At 69.7% G+C, this 18,228-nt stretch carries 18 protein-coding genes; 14 read left to right on the forward strand and 4 right to left on the reverse strand.

The window, feature by feature from the left end:
* The first annotated feature begins 46 nt into the window (after positions 1–46).
* The 3 genes from miaB to dapF are packed head-to-tail and all read left to right on the forward strand — an operon-like array spanning position 47 to position 3,410.
* The gene (gene miaB, locus ITJ43_RS07105; RefSeq protein WP_194583107.1) at positions 47–1,594 is read left to right on the forward strand and encodes a tRNA (N6-isopentenyl adenosine(37)-C2)-methylthiotransferase MiaB; all 1,548 of its coding nucleotides are present in this window, start codon (positions 47–49) and stop codon (positions 1,592–1,594) included.
* A gap of 9 nt (positions 1,595–1,603) precedes the next feature.
* Entirely contained in the window at positions 1,604–2,512 is a 909-nt protein-coding gene (gene miaA / locus ITJ43_RS07110) for a tRNA (adenosine(37)-N6)-dimethylallyltransferase MiaA (RefSeq protein ID WP_194583108.1), read from the forward strand.
* Positions 2,513–2,546: 34 nt separating this feature from the next.
* Positions 2,547–3,410 carry a diaminopimelate epimerase gene (gene dapF / locus ITJ43_RS07115; protein ID WP_194583109.1) on the forward strand — a complete coding sequence of 288 codons (864 nt, stop codon included), beginning with the start codon at positions 2,547–2,549 and terminating at the stop codon, positions 3,408–3,410.
* A gap of 42 nt (positions 3,411–3,452) precedes the next feature.
* Here dapF and ITJ43_RS07120 read toward each other — a convergent pair whose 3' ends face one another.
* Positions 3,453–4,094, reverse strand: coding sequence for a class I SAM-dependent methyltransferase (locus tag ITJ43_RS07120; protein WP_194583110.1), 642 nt, complete (start codon positions 4,092–4,094; stop codon positions 3,453–3,455).
* A gap of 68 nt (positions 4,095–4,162) precedes the next feature.
* Here ITJ43_RS07120 and hflX point away from each other — a divergent pair, with 68 nt between their 5' ends.
* Positions 4,163–5,686, forward strand: coding sequence for a GTPase HflX (gene hflX / locus ITJ43_RS07125; protein WP_194583111.1), 1,524 nt, complete (start codon positions 4,163–4,165; stop codon positions 5,684–5,686).
* 63 nt (positions 5,687–5,749) lie between these two features.
* On the opposite strand, the gene ITJ43_RS07130 is transcribed toward hflX, so the two are convergent.
* Positions 5,750–7,669 (reverse strand): prolyl oligopeptidase family serine peptidase, encoded by a 1,920-nt coding sequence (locus ITJ43_RS07130; protein WP_194583112.1) that lies wholly within the window; start codon positions 7,667–7,669, stop codon positions 5,750–5,752.
* A gap of 249 nt (positions 7,670–7,918) precedes the next feature.
* Here ITJ43_RS07130 and ITJ43_RS07135 point away from each other — a divergent pair, with 249 nt between their 5' ends.
* The gene (locus ITJ43_RS07135) at positions 7,919–8,905 is read left to right on the forward strand and encodes a methylenetetrahydrofolate reductase (RefSeq protein WP_194583113.1); all 987 of its coding nucleotides are present in this window, start codon (positions 7,919–7,921) and stop codon (positions 8,903–8,905) included.
* Positions 8,902–11,223: a 5-methyltetrahydropteroyltriglutamate--homocysteine S-methyltransferase gene (gene metE, locus ITJ43_RS07140; protein ID WP_194583114.1), complete on the forward strand. Its 2,322-nt coding sequence runs from the start codon at positions 8,902–8,904 to the stop codon at positions 11,221–11,223. The genes ITJ43_RS07135 and metE overlap by 4 nt, the downstream gene beginning before the upstream one ends.
* Before the next feature lie 58 nt (positions 11,224–11,281).
* On the opposite strand, the gene lexA is transcribed toward metE, so the two are convergent.
* On the reverse strand, positions 11,282–11,947 hold the full coding sequence (lexA, locus tag ITJ43_RS07145; protein WP_194583115.1) for a transcriptional repressor LexA: 666 nt from the start codon (positions 11,945–11,947) through the stop codon (positions 11,282–11,284).
* 274 nt (positions 11,948–12,221) lie between these two features.
* Between lexA and ITJ43_RS07150 the strand changes: the two genes are divergently transcribed.
* The 6 genes from ITJ43_RS07150 to ITJ43_RS07175 are packed head-to-tail and all read left to right on the forward strand — an operon-like array spanning position 12,222 to position 16,635.
* The gene (locus tag ITJ43_RS07150) at positions 12,222–12,602 is read left to right on the forward strand and encodes a LysM peptidoglycan-binding domain-containing protein (RefSeq protein WP_194583116.1); all 381 of its coding nucleotides are present in this window, start codon (positions 12,222–12,224) and stop codon (positions 12,600–12,602) included.
* A gap of 45 nt (positions 12,603–12,647) precedes the next feature.
* Entirely contained in the window at positions 12,648–13,751 is a 1,104-nt protein-coding gene (locus ITJ43_RS07155; protein ID WP_194583117.1) for a histidinol-phosphate transaminase, read from the forward strand.
* A gap of 40 nt (positions 13,752–13,791) precedes the next feature.
* A complete protein-coding gene (hisB, locus tag ITJ43_RS07160) occupies positions 13,792–14,403 on the forward strand; it encodes an imidazoleglycerol-phosphate dehydratase HisB (protein ID WP_194583118.1) in 612 nt (203 codons plus the stop codon).
* The gene (gene hisH, locus ITJ43_RS07165) at positions 14,400–15,068 is read left to right on the forward strand and encodes an imidazole glycerol phosphate synthase subunit HisH (protein ID WP_194583119.1); all 669 of its coding nucleotides are present in this window, start codon (positions 14,400–14,402) and stop codon (positions 15,066–15,068) included. The genes hisB and hisH overlap by 4 nt, the downstream gene beginning before the upstream one ends.
* 60 nt (positions 15,069–15,128) lie before the next feature.
* Positions 15,129–15,875, forward strand: coding sequence for a bifunctional 1-(5-phosphoribosyl)-5-((5-phosphoribosylamino)methylideneamino)imidazole-4-carboxamide isomerase/phosphoribosylanthranilate isomerase PriA (gene priA / locus ITJ43_RS07170; protein ID WP_194583120.1), 747 nt, complete (start codon positions 15,129–15,131; stop codon positions 15,873–15,875).
* The gene (locus ITJ43_RS07175; RefSeq protein WP_194583121.1) at positions 15,859–16,635 is read left to right on the forward strand and encodes an SseB family protein; all 777 of its coding nucleotides are present in this window, start codon (positions 15,859–15,861) and stop codon (positions 16,633–16,635) included. The genes priA and ITJ43_RS07175 overlap by 17 nt, the downstream gene beginning before the upstream one ends.
* A gap of 37 nt (positions 16,636–16,672) precedes the next feature.
* Here ITJ43_RS07175 and ITJ43_RS07180 read toward each other — a convergent pair whose 3' ends face one another.
* Positions 16,673–17,071, reverse strand: coding sequence for a DUF1844 domain-containing protein (locus ITJ43_RS07180; RefSeq protein ID WP_194583122.1), 399 nt, complete (start codon positions 17,069–17,071; stop codon positions 16,673–16,675).
* Between the two features lie 233 nt (positions 17,072–17,304).
* Here ITJ43_RS07180 and infC point away from each other — a divergent pair, with 233 nt between their 5' ends.
* On the forward strand, positions 17,305–17,979 hold the full coding sequence (infC, locus tag ITJ43_RS07185) for a translation initiation factor IF-3 (protein ID WP_194583123.1): 675 nt from the start codon (positions 17,305–17,307) through the stop codon (positions 17,977–17,979).
* 48 nt (positions 17,980–18,027) lie between these two features.
* Positions 18,028–18,222: a 50S ribosomal protein L35 gene (gene rpmI / locus ITJ43_RS07190; RefSeq protein ID WP_194583124.1), complete on the forward strand. Its 195-nt coding sequence runs from the start codon at positions 18,028–18,030 to the stop codon at positions 18,220–18,222.
* Positions 18,223–18,228 lie beyond the last annotated feature (6 nt).

The following is an 18,228-nucleotide window of genomic DNA, read 5'->3' on the forward strand; positions in this document are numbered from 1 at the left end:
TGCAGCCCGCCGGAACGGCGTCGGCGGATCGTAGAATGAACGGACCATGACTTCTCCGTCCGCCACGCCCACGCTGATCGCGCCTTCGGACGCCGCCGTCACCGCCGACGGTCGCGCCCGCACCTATGAGGTGCGCACCTTCGGCTGTCAGATGAACGTGCACGACTCCGAGCGGCTCTCGGGCTCGCTCGAGAGCGCCGGCTATGTCCCCGCCGAAGCGGGCGCAGAAGCGGACATCGTCGTCATCAACACGTGCGCCGTGCGCGACAACGCCGCCGGCAAGCTGTATGGCACGCTCGGTCACCTGAAGAGCCGCAAGGATCGGCACGAGGGGATGCAGATCGCCGTCGGCGGATGCATGGCACAGATGGACAAGGATGCCGTGCTCGAAAAGGCGCCGTGGGTCGACGTCGTCTTCGGCACCCACAACATGGGCTCGCTCCCCAGCTTGCTCGAGCGCGCGCGCCACAACGGCGACGCCGAGCTGGAGATCCTCGAGGCGCTGGAGGTCTTCCCCTCCACGCTTCCCACCAAACGCGATGCCGTGCACAGCGGCTGGGTGTCGATCTCGGTCGGCTGCAACAACACGTGCACGTTCTGCATCGTGCCGAGCCTGCGCGGCAAGGAGAAGGATCGCCGCCCCGGCGACATCCTGAACGAGATCCGTCTGCTCGTCGACGACGGTGCGATCGAAGTCACCCTCCTCGGCCAGAACGTCAACAGCTACGGCGTGGAGTTCGGCGACCGGCAGGCGTTCGGCAAGCTGCTGCGCGCGGCGGGGCAGATTCCTGGGCTCGAGCGCATCCGGTTCACGAGCCCGCACCCTGCCGCCTTCACCGACGACGTCATCGACGCCATGGCCGAGACCCCGCAGGTGATGCCTCAGCTGCACATGCCGCTGCAGTCGGGCTCCGACCGCATCCTCCGGGCGATGCGACGTTCGTACCGCAGCGACCGTTTCCTCGGCATCCTCGACCGCGTGCGCGAGCGCATCCCGAACGCCGCGATCTCCACCGACATCATCGTCGGTTTCCCGGGCGAGACCGACGCCGACTTCGAAGAGACGATGCGGGTCGTCGAACAGTCCCGCTTCGCGAGCGCGTTCACGTTCCAGTACTCGATCCGAGCGGGCACCCCGGCCGCGACCATGCCCGACCAGGTGCCCAAGGCCGTCGTCCAGGAGCGATACGAGCGCCTCGCCGCCCTGCAGGAGCGCATCAGCCTCGAAGAGAACCAGGCGCAGGTCGGTCGTAAGGTGCAGGTTCTCGTCTCTACAGGCGAAGGCAAGAAGGATGCCGAGACGCGCCGCCTCACCGGGCGCGCCGAAGACAACCGCCTCGTGCACTTCGAGTTGCCGGAAGGATCAGCCGTCCCGCGCCCGGGCGACGTCGTGGCCGTGACCGTGACGCACGCGGCTCCCTATCACCTGCTCGCCGACAGCCCCGATGGCGCGCCGTTGCGCATTCGCCGCACGCGTGCCGGCGACGCGTGGGATCGCACGCAGGCGGAGTCGTGCGGTGTGCCGGCTCCCGCTAGCGGTGACGGGGCCCCGCGCGCGGTGTCGCTCGGACTGCCGACCCTGCGTCTCGGCTGAATCGTCTCGGTGACATCTCGACTCTGGGTCGTCGTCGGAGCGACGGGCACCGGCAAGACCGACCTGTCGCTGCGTATGGCGGAGGCGCTGTCGGCTCGCGGGCGTGCGGCGGAGATCGTCAACGCCGATGCGATGCAGCTCTATCGCGGGATGGACATCGGCACGGCGAAGCTGGCTCCCGCCGAGCGTCGCGGCATCCCGCATCATCTCTTCGACGTGCTCGACGTCACTGACGAGGCGGCGGTGGCGGCGTACCAGGATGCCGCGCGCAACGCGATCGGCGGGATCTTCGCCCGCGGAGCGGACGCGATCCTGGTGGGGGGCTCGGGACTGTATGTGTCGAGCGTCGTCTACGATTTCCGCTTTCCGCCCCACGACGACCAGTTGCGGGCGCAGCTGGAAGCCGATCTCGAGAGGGACGGGCCCGCGTCTCTCGTCGAGCGTCTGCGCGCCCTCGACGCCACCACCGCGGAACGCATCGACCCCCGCAACGGCCGGCGCATCGTGCGTGCGCTCGAAGTCGCGCTCCAGGGGGACAGTGGACACGGCGCCGTCCTCCCGCAGGCTCCCACGCCCTGGCATGATCCGACGACCGTGATCGGCGTCGACGTGGACAGACCCACTCTGGTCGCGCGGCTGGACGACCGCGTCGAGCGCATGTGGCGCGACGGGCTCCTCGACGAGGTGGGCGCGCTTCGCGACCGCGGCCTCGAACGCGGCCTGACCGCGAGCCGCGCCATCGGCTACGCCCAGGCGCTGGCGCAGCTCGCCGGCCACCTCGATGAGGCCGAGGCGATCGCGCAGACGCAGGCGCTGACGCGGCGCTATGCGCGGCGCCAAGTGTCGTGGTTCCGCCGCTACGGCGGCATCCGATGGGTGGCCCCCGACATCGACGCCGGGGCCCTCATCGGCAGCTGAGTCCGAGCTATCGACCGGCCCGTAGACTGGGCGCGTGGCAGAGACGATCGCCTTCACCAAAGGTCACGGCACCGGCAATGACTTCGTCATCGTGCCGGACGACGACGGCGCGCTCGAGCTGACCGTCGATCAGGTGGCCGCTCTGTGCGATCGCCGTTTCGGCATCGGTGCCGACGGCATCCTCCGCGTCGTCCGCACGGCCCGCATCGGCGCCGGTGCGTCGATGACGGATGCCGAGTGGTTCATGGACTACCGCAACGCCGACGGCTCCGCGGCCGAGATGTGCGGCAACGGCACGCGCGTGTTCGCCAAGTTCCTCGTCGACACGGGACGGGCGACGATCGACGACGCCCCGCTGCGGATCGGCACGCGTGCCGGAGCCAAGACCCTCACCCGCAGCGATCTCGGCTTCGAGGTCGACCTCGGCGCGTTCGCGGTCGAGGGCGATGTGGTGGTCAAGGCGAAGGGACTCGACGTCGCGCGGCCCGGACAGGGAATCAACGTCGGCAACCCGCACGTGGTCGTGGCGTTGTCGAGCCACGCTGAGCTCGAGGCTCTCGATCTCACGGTGCAACCCCAGCTCCAGCCCGATCCTGCCGACGGCGCGAACGTCGAGTTCGTCGTTCCCGCCGACCCGCTCGTGCGGGGCGGTGTCGGCACGATCCGCATGCGCGTGTTCGAACGCGGCGTGGGGGAGACGCTCTCCTGCGGCACCGGTGTCGCAGCCGCGGCGCTCGCCGTCCGGCACTGGGCGGGACCCGCAGCCCCCGATCGCTGGAGTGTGGAAGTGCCCGGCGGCATCCTGGGCGTGCGCATCGTCGGCGAAGCCGACGGTGATCACGTTCTGCTCTCGGGCCCGGCGGCGCTCGTGTACTCCGGTGAGGTCACGCTCGCCTGAGAGCGCGGCGACGGCGCGTGCTCGCGGCCGAGGTGGGTCTCTTCAGGGAAGTTCGATGGCTCCGGTCGCGAGCGAGCCGTGTCGACGCACCTTCAGCACGCGAAAGCCGCGTCCGGTCGCCGCGCGCGTGATCGAATAGCCGTCGTCGAACGTCGCGGCCAGCCAGCGCTGCAGGGAATCAGAACCGAGGTTGCGCTGCACGACGAGCCAGGCATCGCTGCGCTCGTCGAGGCGGGGAAGCCACTGCTCCAGCAGACCGTGCAGCTCGTTCTTACCCACGCGGATGGGCGGGTTCGAGCGGATGCCGCGAAAGCGAACCTCCGGGGGAACGTCCTCCGGTCGCGAGGCGACGATGTTCGGCAGCTGCCATTCCTCGGCGTTGCGGCGCACGAGATCGAGGGCGCGGTCGTTGACATCGACCGCCCAGATCGTCGCGTGCGGCGACTGCACCGCGAGGCTCAGCGCGATCGGCCCCCACCCGCAGCCCAGATCGAGCAGATGTCCGCCCGGCGGCGGTGGTGGCGTGTTCGCGAGAAGCACCGACGTGCCCCCGTCGACGTGGTCGGGGCTGAACACCCCGCCCGCGGTCGTGACCTCGCCAGAGCGTCCACCCAGGGACACTCGGATGCGGCGGAGATTCTCGGCGCTGGACGGGGAGGCGCTGAAGTAGTGGTCACTCCCCATCCTGCGAGCGTACCGGAGCCGCCCGCCTTCGCGGGAGGTAGACTGCAAGGCTGACCTGGAAGGAATCCATGACCCACACCACCGACACCACCGACGCGCAGGGCGATGAGACGCCGCTCGACCCGGTGGATCGTGTGCTGGCGCACTCCGAGTCGCGCTCGAGCGCGAGCATTTTCGGGGCCGCCCAGGCGCTGCAGGATGCCGCGACCGTCTCCTACGGTGACACGGACGGCGACCAGTGGGATCGCGAAGAGCGTGCCGCGCTGCGCCGCGTGCCCGGGCTGTCGACCGAGCTCGAAGACGTCACCGAGGTCGAGTACCGCCAGCTGCGTCTGGAGAACGTCGTGCTCGTCGGGGTCTACCCGCAGGGCTCGCAGGAAGACGCGGAGAACTCGCTGCGCGAGTTGGCGGCGCTCGCCGAGACCGCCGGGGCCGTCGTGCTCGACGGTGTGCTCCAGCGTCGTCCGCACCCCGACCCGGCCACCTACATCGGCCGCGGCAAGGCCGCAGAGCTTCGAGACCTCGTCGCCGCCGTCGGGGCCGACACCGTCATCGCCGACACCGAGCTCGCCCCCAGCCAGCGCCGCGCGCTGGAGGACGTCGTGAAGGTGAAGGTCATCGACCGCACCACCGTCATCCTCGATATCTTCAGCCAGCACGCCAAGAGCCGTGAAGGCAAGGCACAGGTCGAACTCGCGCAACTCGAATACCTCCTCCCGCGCCTGCGTGGATGGGGTGACTCCATGAGCCGTCAGGCCGGTGGGCAGGTCGGCGCCGGAGGTGCGGGCATGGGCTCGCGCGGCCCCGGTGAGACGAAGATCGAACTCGATCGCCGCCGCATCCGCACGAAGATGGCGCAGCTGCGCAAGCAGTTGCGGGACTTCGCGCCCGCGCGCGAGGCCAAACGCAGCGAGCGCAAGCGCAACACCATCCCTTCGGTCGCGATCGCGGGCTACACCAACGCCGGAAAGTCGAGCCTGCTCAATCGCCTGACCAGTGCCGGAGTGCTCGTCGAGAATGCGCTGTTCGCGACGCTGGATGCGACGGTGCGCCGCGCCGAGGCATCCGACGGCCGCGTCTACACGCTCACCGACACGGTCGGCTTCGTGCGGAACCTGCCGCACCAGTTGGTCGAGGCTTTCCGCTCGACGCTGGAGGAGGTCGGCGACGCCGACGTGCTGGTTCACGTGGTCGACGGATCCCACCCGGATCCGGCCGCGCAGCTCGCGACCGTCCGCGATGTCATGGGCGATGTGGGTGCTCGGTCCACACGCGAGATCGTGGTGTTCAACAAGGCCGACCTCGTCGACGACGACACACGACTCGTGCTGCGTGGGTTGGAGCCCGGCGCACTGTTCGTCTCCTCGCGCACCGGCGAGGGTGTCGACCAGCTGCGTGCTGTCATCGAGGAGGCGCTGCCTCTTCCCGCCGTGGAAGTGCGTGCTCTGGTGCCGTACGACCGCGGTGACCTGATCAGTGCCGTGCACGAGTCGGGCCACATCGTCTCGACCTCTCACGAGGAAGACGGCACCGCGGTGCACGCCCACGTGTCCGCGCGCCTCGCGGCCGATCTCGCGCCGTACGCGGTCTGACGGGGCCCTGCGTTTCGAATCGTTGAGCGAGGAGCGCAGCGAGGAGTCGAGACGCGAGCGCCCTCAATCGAGCGCGATCGGCGGTACGCCGGGGGTGTCGAACCCGAACACCTGTCCCAGGAACGCCAACTCGCTCTCGAGCGCGTGCACGACCGATTCGGCCCGCCGGAAGCCGTGGCCTTCGCCCTCGTACAGCACGTAGGCGTGCGGGATACCGTGGGCAGCGAGCGCATCGCGGATCGCTTCGGCCTGAGCAGGGGGGACGACCGCATCGTCCGAGCCCTGCAGCAACAGCACGGGAACGCGGAGACCATCGATGTGCGTCAGCGGTGATCGTTCGATGTACACGTCCTCGGCCGCGGGCAGCGGACCGATCAGCCCGTCGAGGTAGCGCGATTCGAAGTCGTGCGTGTCCGCGGCGAGCGCGCGGGCATCGCCGACGCCGTAGCGCGAGATGCCGGCGGCGAACACATCGGTGCGAGCGAGCGCGGCGAGCACCGTCCACCCGCCGGCGGAGCCGCCCTTGATGGCGAGGCGCTTCGGGTCGGCGTCGCCGCCGGCCGCGAGCCCGGATGCCGCGGCGGCGACATCCGCAACGTCGACGACACCCCACTGTCCGCGGAGGCGGTCGCGGTACGCGCGTCCGTACCCTGTCGAGCCTCCGTAGTTGACCTCGAGCACGCCGATGCCCCGGCTCGTGAAGAACAGGGTCTTGCTGTCGGCGACGCCGCCCTCGTGTCCCGTGGGCCCACCGTGTACGAGCACGAGGTACGGCGGGCGCTCGTCGGTCGGTCCAACAGTTCGCGGATGGGTCGGCGGGTGCACGAACGCGTGCACCGCTCCCGTCGGGCCGTCGACGGTGAGCGGTCGCGTCGGCGGCATCCACTCCGCGAGACGTTCGCCCGGAAGATCGGAAGTCTCACCCACGACCAGCGAGACCTCCGGTGATCCGGGGCCTCCGGCGGCATCGCCGAGCTCGATGAGCCAGATGCCGCTGAGCCCGGGCGCCATCCCCGAGACCAGCGCGCGGTGGCCGACGGTGGCCTCGATCATCAGCCAGGAGGTGGCAGGGATGTCGATGTCGGTCACCGCGCCTGCGGCATCCACGGCGACGAGCTGGTCTGAACCTTGCGTCCGCACGGCGATCAGCCCACCGTCGGCACGCACGCCGAACCAGCGCGAGCCGAGAGACCACAGCGGTCCGCCCGTGTCGGCGTCGGCGGGGGCGATCGGCGTGCGGCTCGCATCGTCATCCAGCCGCACGCGCCAGGGATTCCAGCGGCCCGTGGTGTCGTCCAGGAAGACGAGCTCCTCGTCGCTCACCCACTCCGGTTGCAGCGCGGACGAGTGGCCGTCGGTCACGTCCGTCCATTCCGAGACCGTGCCGCCCTCGATGCGCCCGACGCGCAGGACGGTGCGATCCCAGGGCATGTCGGGGTGGTTCCACGCGATCCAGGCCAGGCGGTCGCCGCGCGGCGAGAGCACCGGCTGTGCGACGAAGTCGCTGCCCGCGACCAGATCGCTCGCTCCGGCGCCGTCACCGTCGATGCGGACCACCGCCCGGTCGCGTCCGGCCCGTTCGCGGATGCCGAGGAGCATGCCCGCGCTGAGGCGAAGCCCGCCGTAGCGGACATCGGCGTCGTCGGTGAGCCGGCGGGGCGCCTCGCCCGGGGCGAGTACCCACACCTGCTGGTCGCTGCGCTCGACGAAGAACAGTCGGGATTCGCCGTCGACGGCCCACGACCCCCCGCCGTACTCGTGCACGCCGGAGCGCGCATTCCACGGTGCGGGGAGCACGGTGTGGACGGTGCCGTCGGCATCGCGGCGGAGCACTGCCGTGCGCCCGGCCTCTTCGGGAAGCGACTGCGCCCACCACACGTCCTCACCGACGAGGGCGGCGCCGTCGATCCGCGCCGACGCCGTCGACGCCCAGGTGGCGGTGACGGGGGAGGGCCAGGATCCATAGGGACTCACATCGACCATGACGGCAACGCTACGCGGTGCCCGAGACACCGGCCTGCGCGATCGCTCTGAAACGTGTCGTCATACAACGGCGACGGAGGTGTCGGTGGCCCTACAGTGGTGCCATCGACGCCCGCGTGAGCGGGCCGCCCGGATTCTCCGGGCAGGAGCGACAGCCGAGCCCGGCACCCGCCCGCGACCCGCACATCTGTGCGCTACCCGCGGCCGTCCGGCTGAACGTCCCTGACCCGAGAGCGAACCCGAGCGATGATGTCTCACGAACCCCGCGCCACCGCGCCGATCGCCGGTGAGGCGATCACGGCCCTGCCGGGCGCGGCTGCGGTCTCGTTCGAGATCTATCCGCCGCGCACGAGCGATGGCCTGCCGGCGCTGTACGAGACGATCCGGGTTCTCGCCGGCATCCGCCCTCGCTTCATCTCCGTCACGTTCGGCGCCGGCGGCTCCACCACCGACCGCTCTCTGGCGGTGCTCACCCATATCCTCCGCGAGACCGACGTGCCCCCGGTCGCTCATCTCACCTGCGTCGGCAGCAGCTACGCCGAAGCGACCGGCGTCATCCGCACGTTCCTCGACGCGGGCATCACGCGCTTTCTTGCGCTCCGAGGCGATCCGCCCGCCGGGGCCACCGAGGATGACGTCGCCCTCGGCGACCTCGAGTCGGCCGCCCAGCTCGTGCAGCTGATCGATCGTGTGCAGGCGGAGCGTTCCCCCTACCGCGAGCAGGAGATCCCGGGCGTGCCCGGCGCCGCGGAGGTTGCTGCCGGTGAACCCGTCGAGATCTCGGTGGCGGCGTTCCCCAACGGGCACCCCCGCTCGCGCCACCGGTTCGAAGATATCGACGCACTGCTCGCCAAGCAGGCCGCGGGTGCCACCTCGGCCATCACGCAACTGTTCTTCCACGCCGAGGAGTACCTCGAGTTCGTCGACCGTGCGCGGCGGGCGGGTGTCACGATGCCGATCCTCCCCGGAATCATGCCCATCACCTCGCCCGGCCGGCTGCGGCGCGTCCTCGAACTCACCGGCGATCCGCGCCCCGACGACCTGGCGACCGCCCTCGATGCCGCCGCGGACAACGCCGCACAGCGTGCGGTCGGCATCGCGCACGCCGCAGAACTGGCGCGCGCCGTGCTCGACGGCGGTGCACCCGGCATCCACCTCTACGCCTTCAACAACCACGACACCGTGCTGGCCGTGCTCCGCGCCGCCGGACTCATCCCTGAGGAGACGACCCCATGACCACGTCCTTCCCGGCCGGAACCATCCTCGGCTACCCCCGCATCGGTCGCCGCCGCGAACTGAAGCGCGCCGTCGAGCGTCACTGGGCGGGCGCCCTCGATGTCGACGCGCTCGAGCGCGAGTCTGCCGAACTGCGCCGTCAGACGCGCGAGCGCCTGGCCGCTCTCGGACTCGGTCGCGATGATTCGGCGATTCCGGAAACCTTCTCGTACTACGACCAGGTGCTCGACGCCGCCACCGCCGTCGGGGCTCTCCCCGCGCGTTTCGACGCGCTGCGCGGGGCCGATGGGGCTGTGACGCTCTCGGCCTACTTCGCCGCGGCGCGAGGTGACGGCGCGCGTCAGCCGTTGGAGATGACCAAGTGGTTCGACACGAACTACCACTACCTCGTTCCCGAGATCGCCCCAGAGACCCGCTTCGCCCTGTCGCACGATCGGTTCGCGCAGCAGGTCGCTGAAGCGGCCGCCGACGGCGTCACGGTCCGGCCCGTGATCGTCGGCCCGGTGACGCTGCTCGCGCTGTCGAAGGCGGCGGATGCCGCGCCCGCCGACTTCGAGCCGCTGGACCGTCTCGATGACCTCCTCCCGGTCTACGTCGAGCTGCTCCAGACGCTGCGTGCCGCCGGAGCCGACTGGGTGCAGTTGGACGAGCCCGCGCTCGTGAGCGAGAGCCTCGGCATCGACGCCGACCGTCTCGCCACCGCTGCGGAACGGGCGTACGCCGTGCTCGGTGCCGCCGCTGACCGGCCCCGCATTCTCGTGGCCGCACCGTACGGTCCCCTTACGGCGGGTGCATGGCGTGTGCTCTCGGCGGCGCCGGCGGAGGCGCTCGCGGTCGATCTGTACCGCGCGAGCGAGCTCCCCGGCGATGTGGAGGGCCTGTCGGGCAAGACGATCGTCGCCGGGGTGATCGACGGGCGCAACATCTGGCGAGGGGACCTGTCGGCCGCCGCCGACCGCCTCGATCGCCTGCGCGCACGGGGCGTCGATGTCGCCGTGGGCACCTCGACATCGCTGCAGCACGTGCCGCACGACGTCGCCGATGAGCCGGCGCTCGACCCGCGCCTCGCATCGTGGCTCGCGTTCGCGGATCAGAAGGTCGCCCAGGTCGCGACCCTCGCACGCGGTCTCGTCGCCGGGCGCGCCGCGATCACCGACGAGCTCGCGGCGGCCGACGCCGCCCTCGCCGACCGCCGGACGGCGCCCGGAGTCGCCGACGGAGAGATCCGCGAACGCCTCGCGGGGCTGGACGCCGCGGCATCCGTGCGCGCGCCGTTCGCCGAGCGTGACGTCGCCCAGCGTGCCCTCGGACTGCCGACCCTGCCGACCACCACGATCGGTTCGTTTCCGCAGACGGCCGATATCCGCCGCGCGCGTGCCGCTCACGGTCGCGGCGAGCTCGGCAGCGCGGAGTATGAGGAGTTCCTGCGGGCGGAGATCGATCGTGTCATCGAGCTGCAGGAAGACCTGGGCCTCGACGTGCTCGTTCATGGCGAGGCGGAGCGCAACGACATGGTGCAGTACTTCGCCGAGCACCTCGACGGGTTCGCCGTCACCGAGAACGGGTGGGTGCAGTCGTACGGTTCGCGCGCCACGCGGCCCTCGATCCTGTGGGGAGATGTGTCGCGTCCGGCGCCGATCACTGTCGCCTGGTCGACGTACGCGCAGTCGCGGTCCGAGAAGTACGTGAAGGGCATGCTCACCGGCCCGGTGACGATCCTGGCATGGTCGTTCGTTCGGGACGACCAGCCGCTCGCCGTGACGGCCGACCAGGTCGCGCTCGCTCTGCGAGAAGAGATCGCCGACCTCGAAGCGGCCGGTATCCGCATCATCCAGGTCGACGAGCCGGCGCTGCGCGAACTGCTGCCGTTGCGGCTGGCCGATCAGCCGTCGTACCTCGACTGGTCGGTGCGTTCGTTCCGCCTGGCAACCGCGGGCGTGGCCGATGCCACGCAGATCCACACGCACCTGTGCTATTCCGAGTTCGGTGCCGTCATCGACGCGATCGCCGCGCTGGATGCCGACGTCACCTCGATCGAGGCGGCGCGCAGCCGCGGTGAGGTGATCGACGACATCGCCGCGTCGGGCTTCTCGCACGGCATCGGGCCGGGCGTCTACGACATCCACTCGCCGCGCGTTCCGACCGTCGACGAGATCGAGGAGTTGCTGCAGCGCGCCGCGGACGAGCTTCCCCTGCACCAGGTCTGGGTCAACCCCGACTGCGGGCTGAAGACGCGCGGCTACGAGGAGACCGTGGCGGCGTTGCAGAACCTCGTCTCAGCGACGGAACGGGTGCGAGAGCGCGTCGGCGTGGCCTGATCGCCGCGCATCCCCCCGCGCGCCGACGTCTCTGGTGTCGCGCGCGCGGTGGCCATCCTCAGATGGCGCGGAGAACCGCGACGACGCGGCCGAGTACCACGGCGTCGTCGCCGAGGATCGGCTCGAATGCCGAGTTGCGGGGGAGCAGCCACGTGTGACCGTCGCGCTGGCGGAAGGTCTTCACCGTGGCCTCGCCGTCGAGCATGGCGGCCACGATGTCGCCGTTCTCGGCCGTCGGCTGTGAGCGCACGACGACCCAGTCGCCGTCGCAGATGGCGGCGTCGATCATGGACTCGCCGCTGACGTTGAGCATGAACAGATCGCCCTTGCCCACGAGCTGACGCGGCAGCGGAAAGATCTCCTCGACCTGCTGGTCGGCGGTGATCGGCACGCCGGCGGCGATGCGTCCCACGAGGGGAACGAGGGCGGCATCGCCGAGGGCGGGCGCGAGGTCGGCGGGGTTCTCCGCGGCCGCGCCGGGCAGGTCGATGAGGACCTCCATCGCGCGGGTCTTGCCCGCGTCGCGCCGCAGGTAGCCGCTGAGCTCCAGCTGGTTGAGTTGGTGGGTCACGCTCGACAGCGACTTCAGTCCGACGGCATCGCCGATCTCGCGCATGCTCGGCGGGTAGCCGTGGCGGGCGATGGAGGTCTGGATCACCTCGAGGATCTTCAGCTGCTTTTCGCTGAGGCTCTTCCGTCGGCGTGTCTGAGGCTTCTCGGCCATGTCGCGCGCTCCTTCGATCGCGTCCCCCAGAAGGCGTCGCCTTCGAATGTCGGAGGTAGGTGATGGGGTCGTCTTGTCGAAACCGTATCCGGTTTTCGCAGTCTCGACCGGCACGCGCCCGCGTGTCGTCTTCGATTCATCTGCGAGAAGCGGGTACTTGACACTCGAACAAAATCGAAGATACATTCGGTACAGAGATTCGCATCCGGTCCTCCCGGCCGAGAATCGGATGCGAATCTCTCGACACCCGGAGACATACTCCTAGGAGGAACCCATGACCACGATCGACATCCTCGGCGCCTCGCCCCGCGGCCGTGTCATCGCGGCGGCACCGACGACGCGTCTGCGGCTGACCGTCCGTGGTCGTCGCGTCGTCGCGTTCCTCGCGTCCGTTCCCGTCGTGGTCGCCCTCGGTATCGGTATCGTCTCCGGCGGCGGGGCTCTCGCGTCGAACGAGGGGGCATCCGGCGTGACGTTCACTCACATCACCGTGCAGCCCGGCGACACGCTCTGGTCGATTGCCCGCGCCGTCGCTCCCGACGTCGACCCGCGAGACGCGGTCGACGCCATCGTGCGTCTCAACGCCCTGCCGTCCGGCAGCCTCGACGTGGGAGAGAGCATCGCGATCCCGGCGGAGTACACCTCGGGCAACTGAGTCCCGACGCCTCGGCCGCATCCCGCGTGCGTGCGGCCGTCTACGATGTTCAAGGTGAGTGTCCGCCTCGATGATCTGCCCCTCCGGAACGACCTGCGCGGTCTGACCCCGTACGGTGCCCCGCAGGCACCGCTTCCCGTGGCGTTGAACGTCAACGAGAACACGCACCCGGTACCCGAAGAGGTGGCGGATGACATTCTCGACAGCATCGCTCGCGCGCTGCGTGAGGTGAACCGCTATCCGGATCGTGAGTTCACGTCGCTGCGGGAGGGGTTCGCCGACTACCTCGGTCACGGGCTGGCAGCAGATCACATCTGGGCAGCGAACGGCTCCAACGAAGTTCTGCAGCACCTGCTGCAGGCATTCGGCGGGCCGGGACGCACAGCGTTCGGTTTCGCGCCGACGTACTCCATGTATCCGCTGCTGACTCGCGCGACCGGCGCCGCATACGTGAACGGCACGCGCGGCGTCGACTACGCGCTGACGCCCGAAGACGCGGCCGCGCAGGTTGATCGCGCGCAGCCCGACATCGTGTTCCTGTGCGCGCCCAACAATCCGACCGGCACGCCGCTCGGCCTCGACGTGATCGAAGCCGTCTACGACGCCGCCCCCGGCATGGTCATCGTCGATGAGGCCTATCAGGAGTTCGCCCCTCGCGATTCGCGCTCGGCGCTCGCGCTGCTGCCCGATCGTCCGAGGCTGGTCGTCTCGCGCACGATGAGCAAGGCGTTCGCTTTCGCGGGGGCGCGTGTCGGCTACCTCGCCGCCGACCCGGCCGTCATCGACGCGCTCCGTCTCGTGCGCCTGCCCTACCATCTGAGTGCCCTTACGCAGGCGGCTGCAACAGCCGCGCTGCGCCACGCTCCCGCCATGCTCGCCATGGTCGACGACATCGTTGCCCAGCGCGATCGCATCTCGGCCACGCTCGATGCGTTGGGCTACCAGCCCTTCGAGAGCTGGACGAACTTCGTGCTGTTCTCCGGTGTCGAAGACCCGGCATCCACCTGGCAGGCGCTCTACGACCGCGGCGTGCTGATTCGTGATGTCGGCATCGCCCACAGTCTCCGGGTGACGGCAGGCACCGCAGAAGAGTCGACGGCTTTCCTCGATGCGCTCGCTGCGCTCGGGCCCGGCGGCGGCCGGGGGTAACACACGGGGCGCGGTCGCGGGCGCTCGGTAGACTCGGACCATGAGCACTTCTGCCTCCCGCACGGCGTCGCTCCGGCGCGCGACGAGCGAGTCCACCATCGAGCTCGACCTCGACCTGGATGGCACGGGGCAGAGCCACATCGACACGACGGTGCCGTTCTTCGACCACCTGTTGACGGCTTTCGCGAAGCACTCGCTCACCGACCTGACGGTGCGGGCGTCCGGAGATACCGACATCGACGCTCACCACACCGTCGAAGACACCGCGATCGTCCTAGGTCAGGCGATTCGCCAGGCGCTCGGCGACAAGAGCGGCATCTCCCGTTACGGCGACGCGCTCGTCCCCCTCGATGAGGCGCTGGCGCAGGCGGTCGTCGACATCAGCGGGCGTCCCTATCTCGTGCACTCGGGGGAGCCGGTCGGATTCGAGTACCACCTCATCGGTGGTCACTTCACCGGTTCGCTCGTGCGCCACACATTCGAGGCGCTCGCGTTCAACGCCGGGCTCACGGTGCATGTCACGGTGCTGGGCGGGCGCGATCCTCACCACATCGCCGAGGCGGAGTACAAGGCCTTCGCGCGAGCATTCCGCCAGGCGAAGGCCCCAGATCCTCTCGTGCACGGCATTCCCAGCACCAAGGGAGCCCTGTGACCGAGGGCGGCGAGGAGACCGTCGGCGCCCCCCTCGTCGCTGTTCTCGATTACGGCTCAGGCAATGTGCACTCGGCGGTCAAGGCGCTCGTCGCCGCGGGGGCGGACGCGCGGTTGACATCCGATCGCGGGCTCATCCAGGATGCCGCGGGCCTCGTCGTGCCCGGTGTGGGCGCCTTCCGCGCCGTGATGGATGCCCTGCGGGCCACGCGGGGCGATGAGATCATCGAGCGGCGATTGGCCGGCGGTCTTCCGGTGCTCGGAATCTGTGTGGGGATGCAGGTGATGTTCGAGCACGGTGTCGAGCGCGGCGAAGAGACCGAGGGCCTCGGCGAATGGCCCGGTGCCGTCACGGAGCTCGATGCTCCCGTGCTGCCGCACATGGGGTGGAACACGGTGCGGGCGGGCGCGGGGTCGACGCTCTTTCGCGGGATCGAAGACGAGCGGTTCTACTTCGTCCACTCCTACGCAGCCCAGCACTGGTCGATGGAGGTCACGCGCCCCTTCCGTGAGCCGGCCGTCACCTGGTGCGACTACGGAACACCCTTCCTCGCCGCCGTCGAGAACGGTCCGCTCTCCGCCACCCAGTTCCACCCCGAGAAGAGCGGCGCGGCCGGCATCCGCCTGCTCGGTAACTGGATCTCGGCCCTCCCACAGGCCCGGTAGTCTCTCTGCTTGTGTGTCCCGTGTCCGCATCGCGCGGTCACTGAAACCCTCACTGGAGCCATGAACGATTTCGCGTCGACCCCCGAACTGATCCTGCTGCCCGCTGTGGACGTCGCCGACGGCAAGGCGGTGCGCCTCACTCAAGGTGAGGCGGGAACCGAGACCAGCTACGGAGACCCGGTCGAGGCGGCCCTGACGTGGGCGCGCGACGGGGCTCAGTGGGTGCACCTCGTCGACCTCGACGCCGCTTTCGGCCGGGGCAACAACTCCGCCGTGCTGCGCAAGGTCATCAAACAGCTCAAGGGCGTGCAGGTGGAGCTGTCCGGAGGCATCCGCGATGATGCGACGCTCGACGCGGCTCTCGAGTCTGGCGCGGCGCGCATCAACCTCGGCACGGCCGCGCTGGAGAACCCGGAGTGGGCCGCCGATGTGATCGGCCGCTACGGCGACGCGATCGCCGTCGGTCTCGACGTGCGCGGCACGACGCTCGCCGCCCGTGGCTGGACCCGCGACGGCGGCGACCTCTGGCAGGTGCTCGCCCGCCTCGAGGATGCCGGGTGCAGCCGCTACGTGGTGACCGACGTCACCAAGGACGGCACGCTCAAGGGCCCGAACCTCGAGCTCTTGCGCGAGGTCACGGCCCGGACGGTCAAGCCCGTCGTCGCCTCGGGTGGAATCTCCAACCTCGACGACATCGCGGCGCTGCGCGAGCTCGTCCCCCTGGGCGTCGAGGGTGCCATCGTCGGCAAGGCTCTCTACGCCGGCGCCTTCACGCTCGCCGAGGCGCTGGATGTCGCCGCAGGCTGATGAGGCCGCGGGCGGTGCCGACTCCGCCGGTGTGCCCTGGAGCGGGCGGGCGTTCGAACCCAACCCGCGCTCCGGCGACGACGGCTCTGCCGACCCGGCGCTGCTGGCCGCGCTGACGGCGTTCCGCGAGGGCACCGGGGATGCCGGTGCGATCGTCGATGCCTATCGTTCGGCGCGGCTGCTGATCCCGCTCGTCGCCGAGGCCGGCGATGTGGGCATCGCGCCCTCCGGTCACACCGTCGATAAGACCCAAGAGTTGTCGATCGTCACCGTGGCCGCACCCGACGGTCGCCCGGTGTTGCCGGTCTTCACGTCGGTGGCCACGATGGCCGCATGGGATCGAACGGCGCGCCCGGTGCCGGCCGACGGCATCCGCACGGCGCTGTCCGCCGCGGCCGACGACACCGACCTGATCGTGATCGATCCGGCATCCGAAACGGAGTTCGTGCTGCGCCGCCCGGCCGTCTGGGCCATCGGTCAGGGCCATGCCTGGGAGCCGGCGCACACCTCGCCCGAGGTCTTCGCAGGACTGCAGGCGTCGATCGGAGCCGAACTCGGCGTGCTCGATCTCTCCGTCGCGAACGGCGACCCCGATGCCCGCCTGCGCGGGCCGGAGCTCATCGTGCGGCTGCACCTCGTCGACGGACTGGATCAGACCGAACTCGACGCCATCCTCCAGCGCCTTGCGGCCCGATGGGCGAACGACGATCGCATCGCCGTGCTGGTCGATTCGCTGACCGTCAAACTCGTCCGCGGCTGATCCGCGGTTCCTCTCCGTCTGGCCTGCCGCACCGGGCTCAGGTGACGGGCCCGGTCCACTTCTCCCCGGGGCCCTTGCCGATGGGATCGGCGATGACGGACGCCTCGCGGAACGCGAGTTGCAGCGAGCGCAGGCCGTCACGCAGCGATCGTGCGTGCATGTCGCTGATCTCGGGTGCTCCGGCGGTGATGAGCCCGGCAAGAGCATTGATCAGCTTTCGCGCCTCGTCGAGGTCGAGCTGCTCGTCGGGATCGTCCGCCAGCCCCGTCTTCACAGCGGCGGCGCTCATCAGGTGAACGGCGGCGGTCGTGATGACCTCGACGGCGGGGACGTCGGCGATGTCACGGCTGGCGGCCGCCGCGGCGCGCTCCCGTTCCTCCCAGCGGGCGAGCCGTTCGGCTTCGGAATGGTCGGGGGAGGAGGGAATCGTATCCACGTGCTGCTCTCTGCTAGACTATGCGGGCGCCGGAGTGTTCTACTCCGGATCGAAAGAGGATCACATCCCACCCGCGCTTGCCGCTCCAGGCTACCGGGTCGCGCACTCCGCCCCGTCCGACGGGGTAGCCCTCGGGGAAACCCGTTCGGGTGAGGGTGCAGAAACGAAGCCGACGTCCGCGTCGTGCGGGGTGGCTGTGATGATCTTCCGCCCGAGACACACCCCTGTGTCCGGTGGCACCCACCCGTACGACTAAGGAGTTCCGCATCAGCGATCCCCGCACCAATGACCGCATCCGCGTTCCCGAGGTTCGCCTCGTTGGACCCGCGGGTGAGCAGGTCGGCGTCGTCCGCATCGAGGTCGCGCTGCGCCTCGCTCAGGAAGCAGATCTCGACCTGGTCGAGGTCGCTCCCAACTCGAAGCCGCCTGTGGTCAAGATCATGGACTACGGCAAGTTCAAGTACGAGGCCGCGCAGAAGGCCAAGGAAACGCGCCGCAACCAGGCCAACACGGTCCTCAAGGAGGTCCGCTTCCGCTTGAAGATCGAGGCGCACGACTACACGACCAAGCTCAAGCGTGCCGAGGGTTTCCTGCAGGCGGGCGACAAGGTCAAGGCCATGATCCTCTTCCGCGGTCGCGAGCAGTCGCGTCCCGAGCAGGGCGTGCGTCTGCTGCGCAAGTTCGCCGAGGATGTCGCCGAATTCGGCACGGTCGAGTCGAACCCGACCATCGACGGTCGCAACATGGTCATGGTCGTCGCACCGCACAAGAACAAGTCCGAGGTCAAGACCGAGCAGAACGCACAGCGCGCTGCCAACAAGGAGGCGGCGCGCCAGGCGCGCACCACGACGGGCGACGAGCCCGACGACGCCCCCGTCGCCGAACCCGCCGCCACCCCGGCGGAGTGACGCACCCCTGAATCCCCGCTCCGCGGGAACCACAACGAAGGAAGAGAAATGCCGAAGCAGAAGACCCACTCGGGTGCCAAGAAGCGCTTCAAGGTCACCGGAAGCGGCAAGCTCATGAAGCAGCAGGCCGGCATGCGCCACAACCTCGAGGGCAAGGCCAGCAAGCGCACCCGCCGCCTCAACCAGGAGCAGGTTCTCGCTCCCGGCGACGCCAAGGTCGCCAAGAAGCTCCTCGGCCTTTGAGCGCCG

The sequence above is a fragment of the Microbacterium sp. VKM Ac-2870 genome (genome assembly GCF_015350795.1).
Taxonomy (GTDB): Bacteria; Actinomycetota; Actinomycetes; order Actinomycetales; family Microbacteriaceae; genus Microbacterium.

Bases quoted from the DNA above. Each gene is read 5' to 3' on its own strand.
- miaB (WP_194583107.1), top strand. From the start codon at position 47: ATGACTTCTCCGTCCGCCACGCCCACGCTGATCGCGCCTTCGGACGCC.
- ITJ43_RS07120 (WP_194583110.1), bottom strand. From the start codon at position 4,094: ATGGGGAGTGACCACTACTTCAGCGCCTCCCCGTCCAGCGCCGAGAAT.
- hflX (WP_194583111.1), top strand. From the start codon at position 4,163: ATGACCCACACCACCGACACCACCGACGCGCAGGGCGATGAGACGCCG.
- ITJ43_RS07130 (WP_194583112.1), bottom strand. From the start codon at position 7,669: ATGGTCGATGTGAGTCCCTATGGATCCTGGCCCTCCCCCGTCACCGCC.
- ITJ43_RS07135 (WP_194583113.1), top strand. From the start codon at position 7,919: ATGTCTCACGAACCCCGCGCCACCGCGCCGATCGCCGGTGAGGCGATC.
- metE (WP_194583114.1), top strand. From the start codon at position 8,902: ATGACCACGTCCTTCCCGGCCGGAACCATCCTCGGCTACCCCCGCATC.
- lexA (WP_194583115.1), bottom strand. From the start codon at position 11,947: ATGGCCGAGAAGCCTCAGACACGCCGACGGAAGAGCCTCAGCGAAAAG.
- ITJ43_RS07150 (WP_194583116.1), top strand. From the start codon at position 12,222: ATGACCACGATCGACATCCTCGGCGCCTCGCCCCGCGGCCGTGTCATC.
- ITJ43_RS07155 (WP_194583117.1), top strand. From the start codon at position 12,648: ATGTTCAAGGTGAGTGTCCGCCTCGATGATCTGCCCCTCCGGAACGAC.
- hisB (WP_194583118.1), top strand. From the start codon at position 13,792: ATGAGCACTTCTGCCTCCCGCACGGCGTCGCTCCGGCGCGCGACGAGC.
- priA (WP_194583120.1), top strand. From the start codon at position 15,129: ATGAACGATTTCGCGTCGACCCCCGAACTGATCCTGCTGCCCGCTGTG.
- ITJ43_RS07175 (WP_194583121.1), top strand. From the start codon at position 15,859: ATGTCGCCGCAGGCTGATGAGGCCGCGGGCGGTGCCGACTCCGCCGGT.
- rpmI (WP_194583124.1), top strand. From the start codon at position 18,028: ATGCCGAAGCAGAAGACCCACTCGGGTGCCAAGAAGCGCTTCAAGGTC.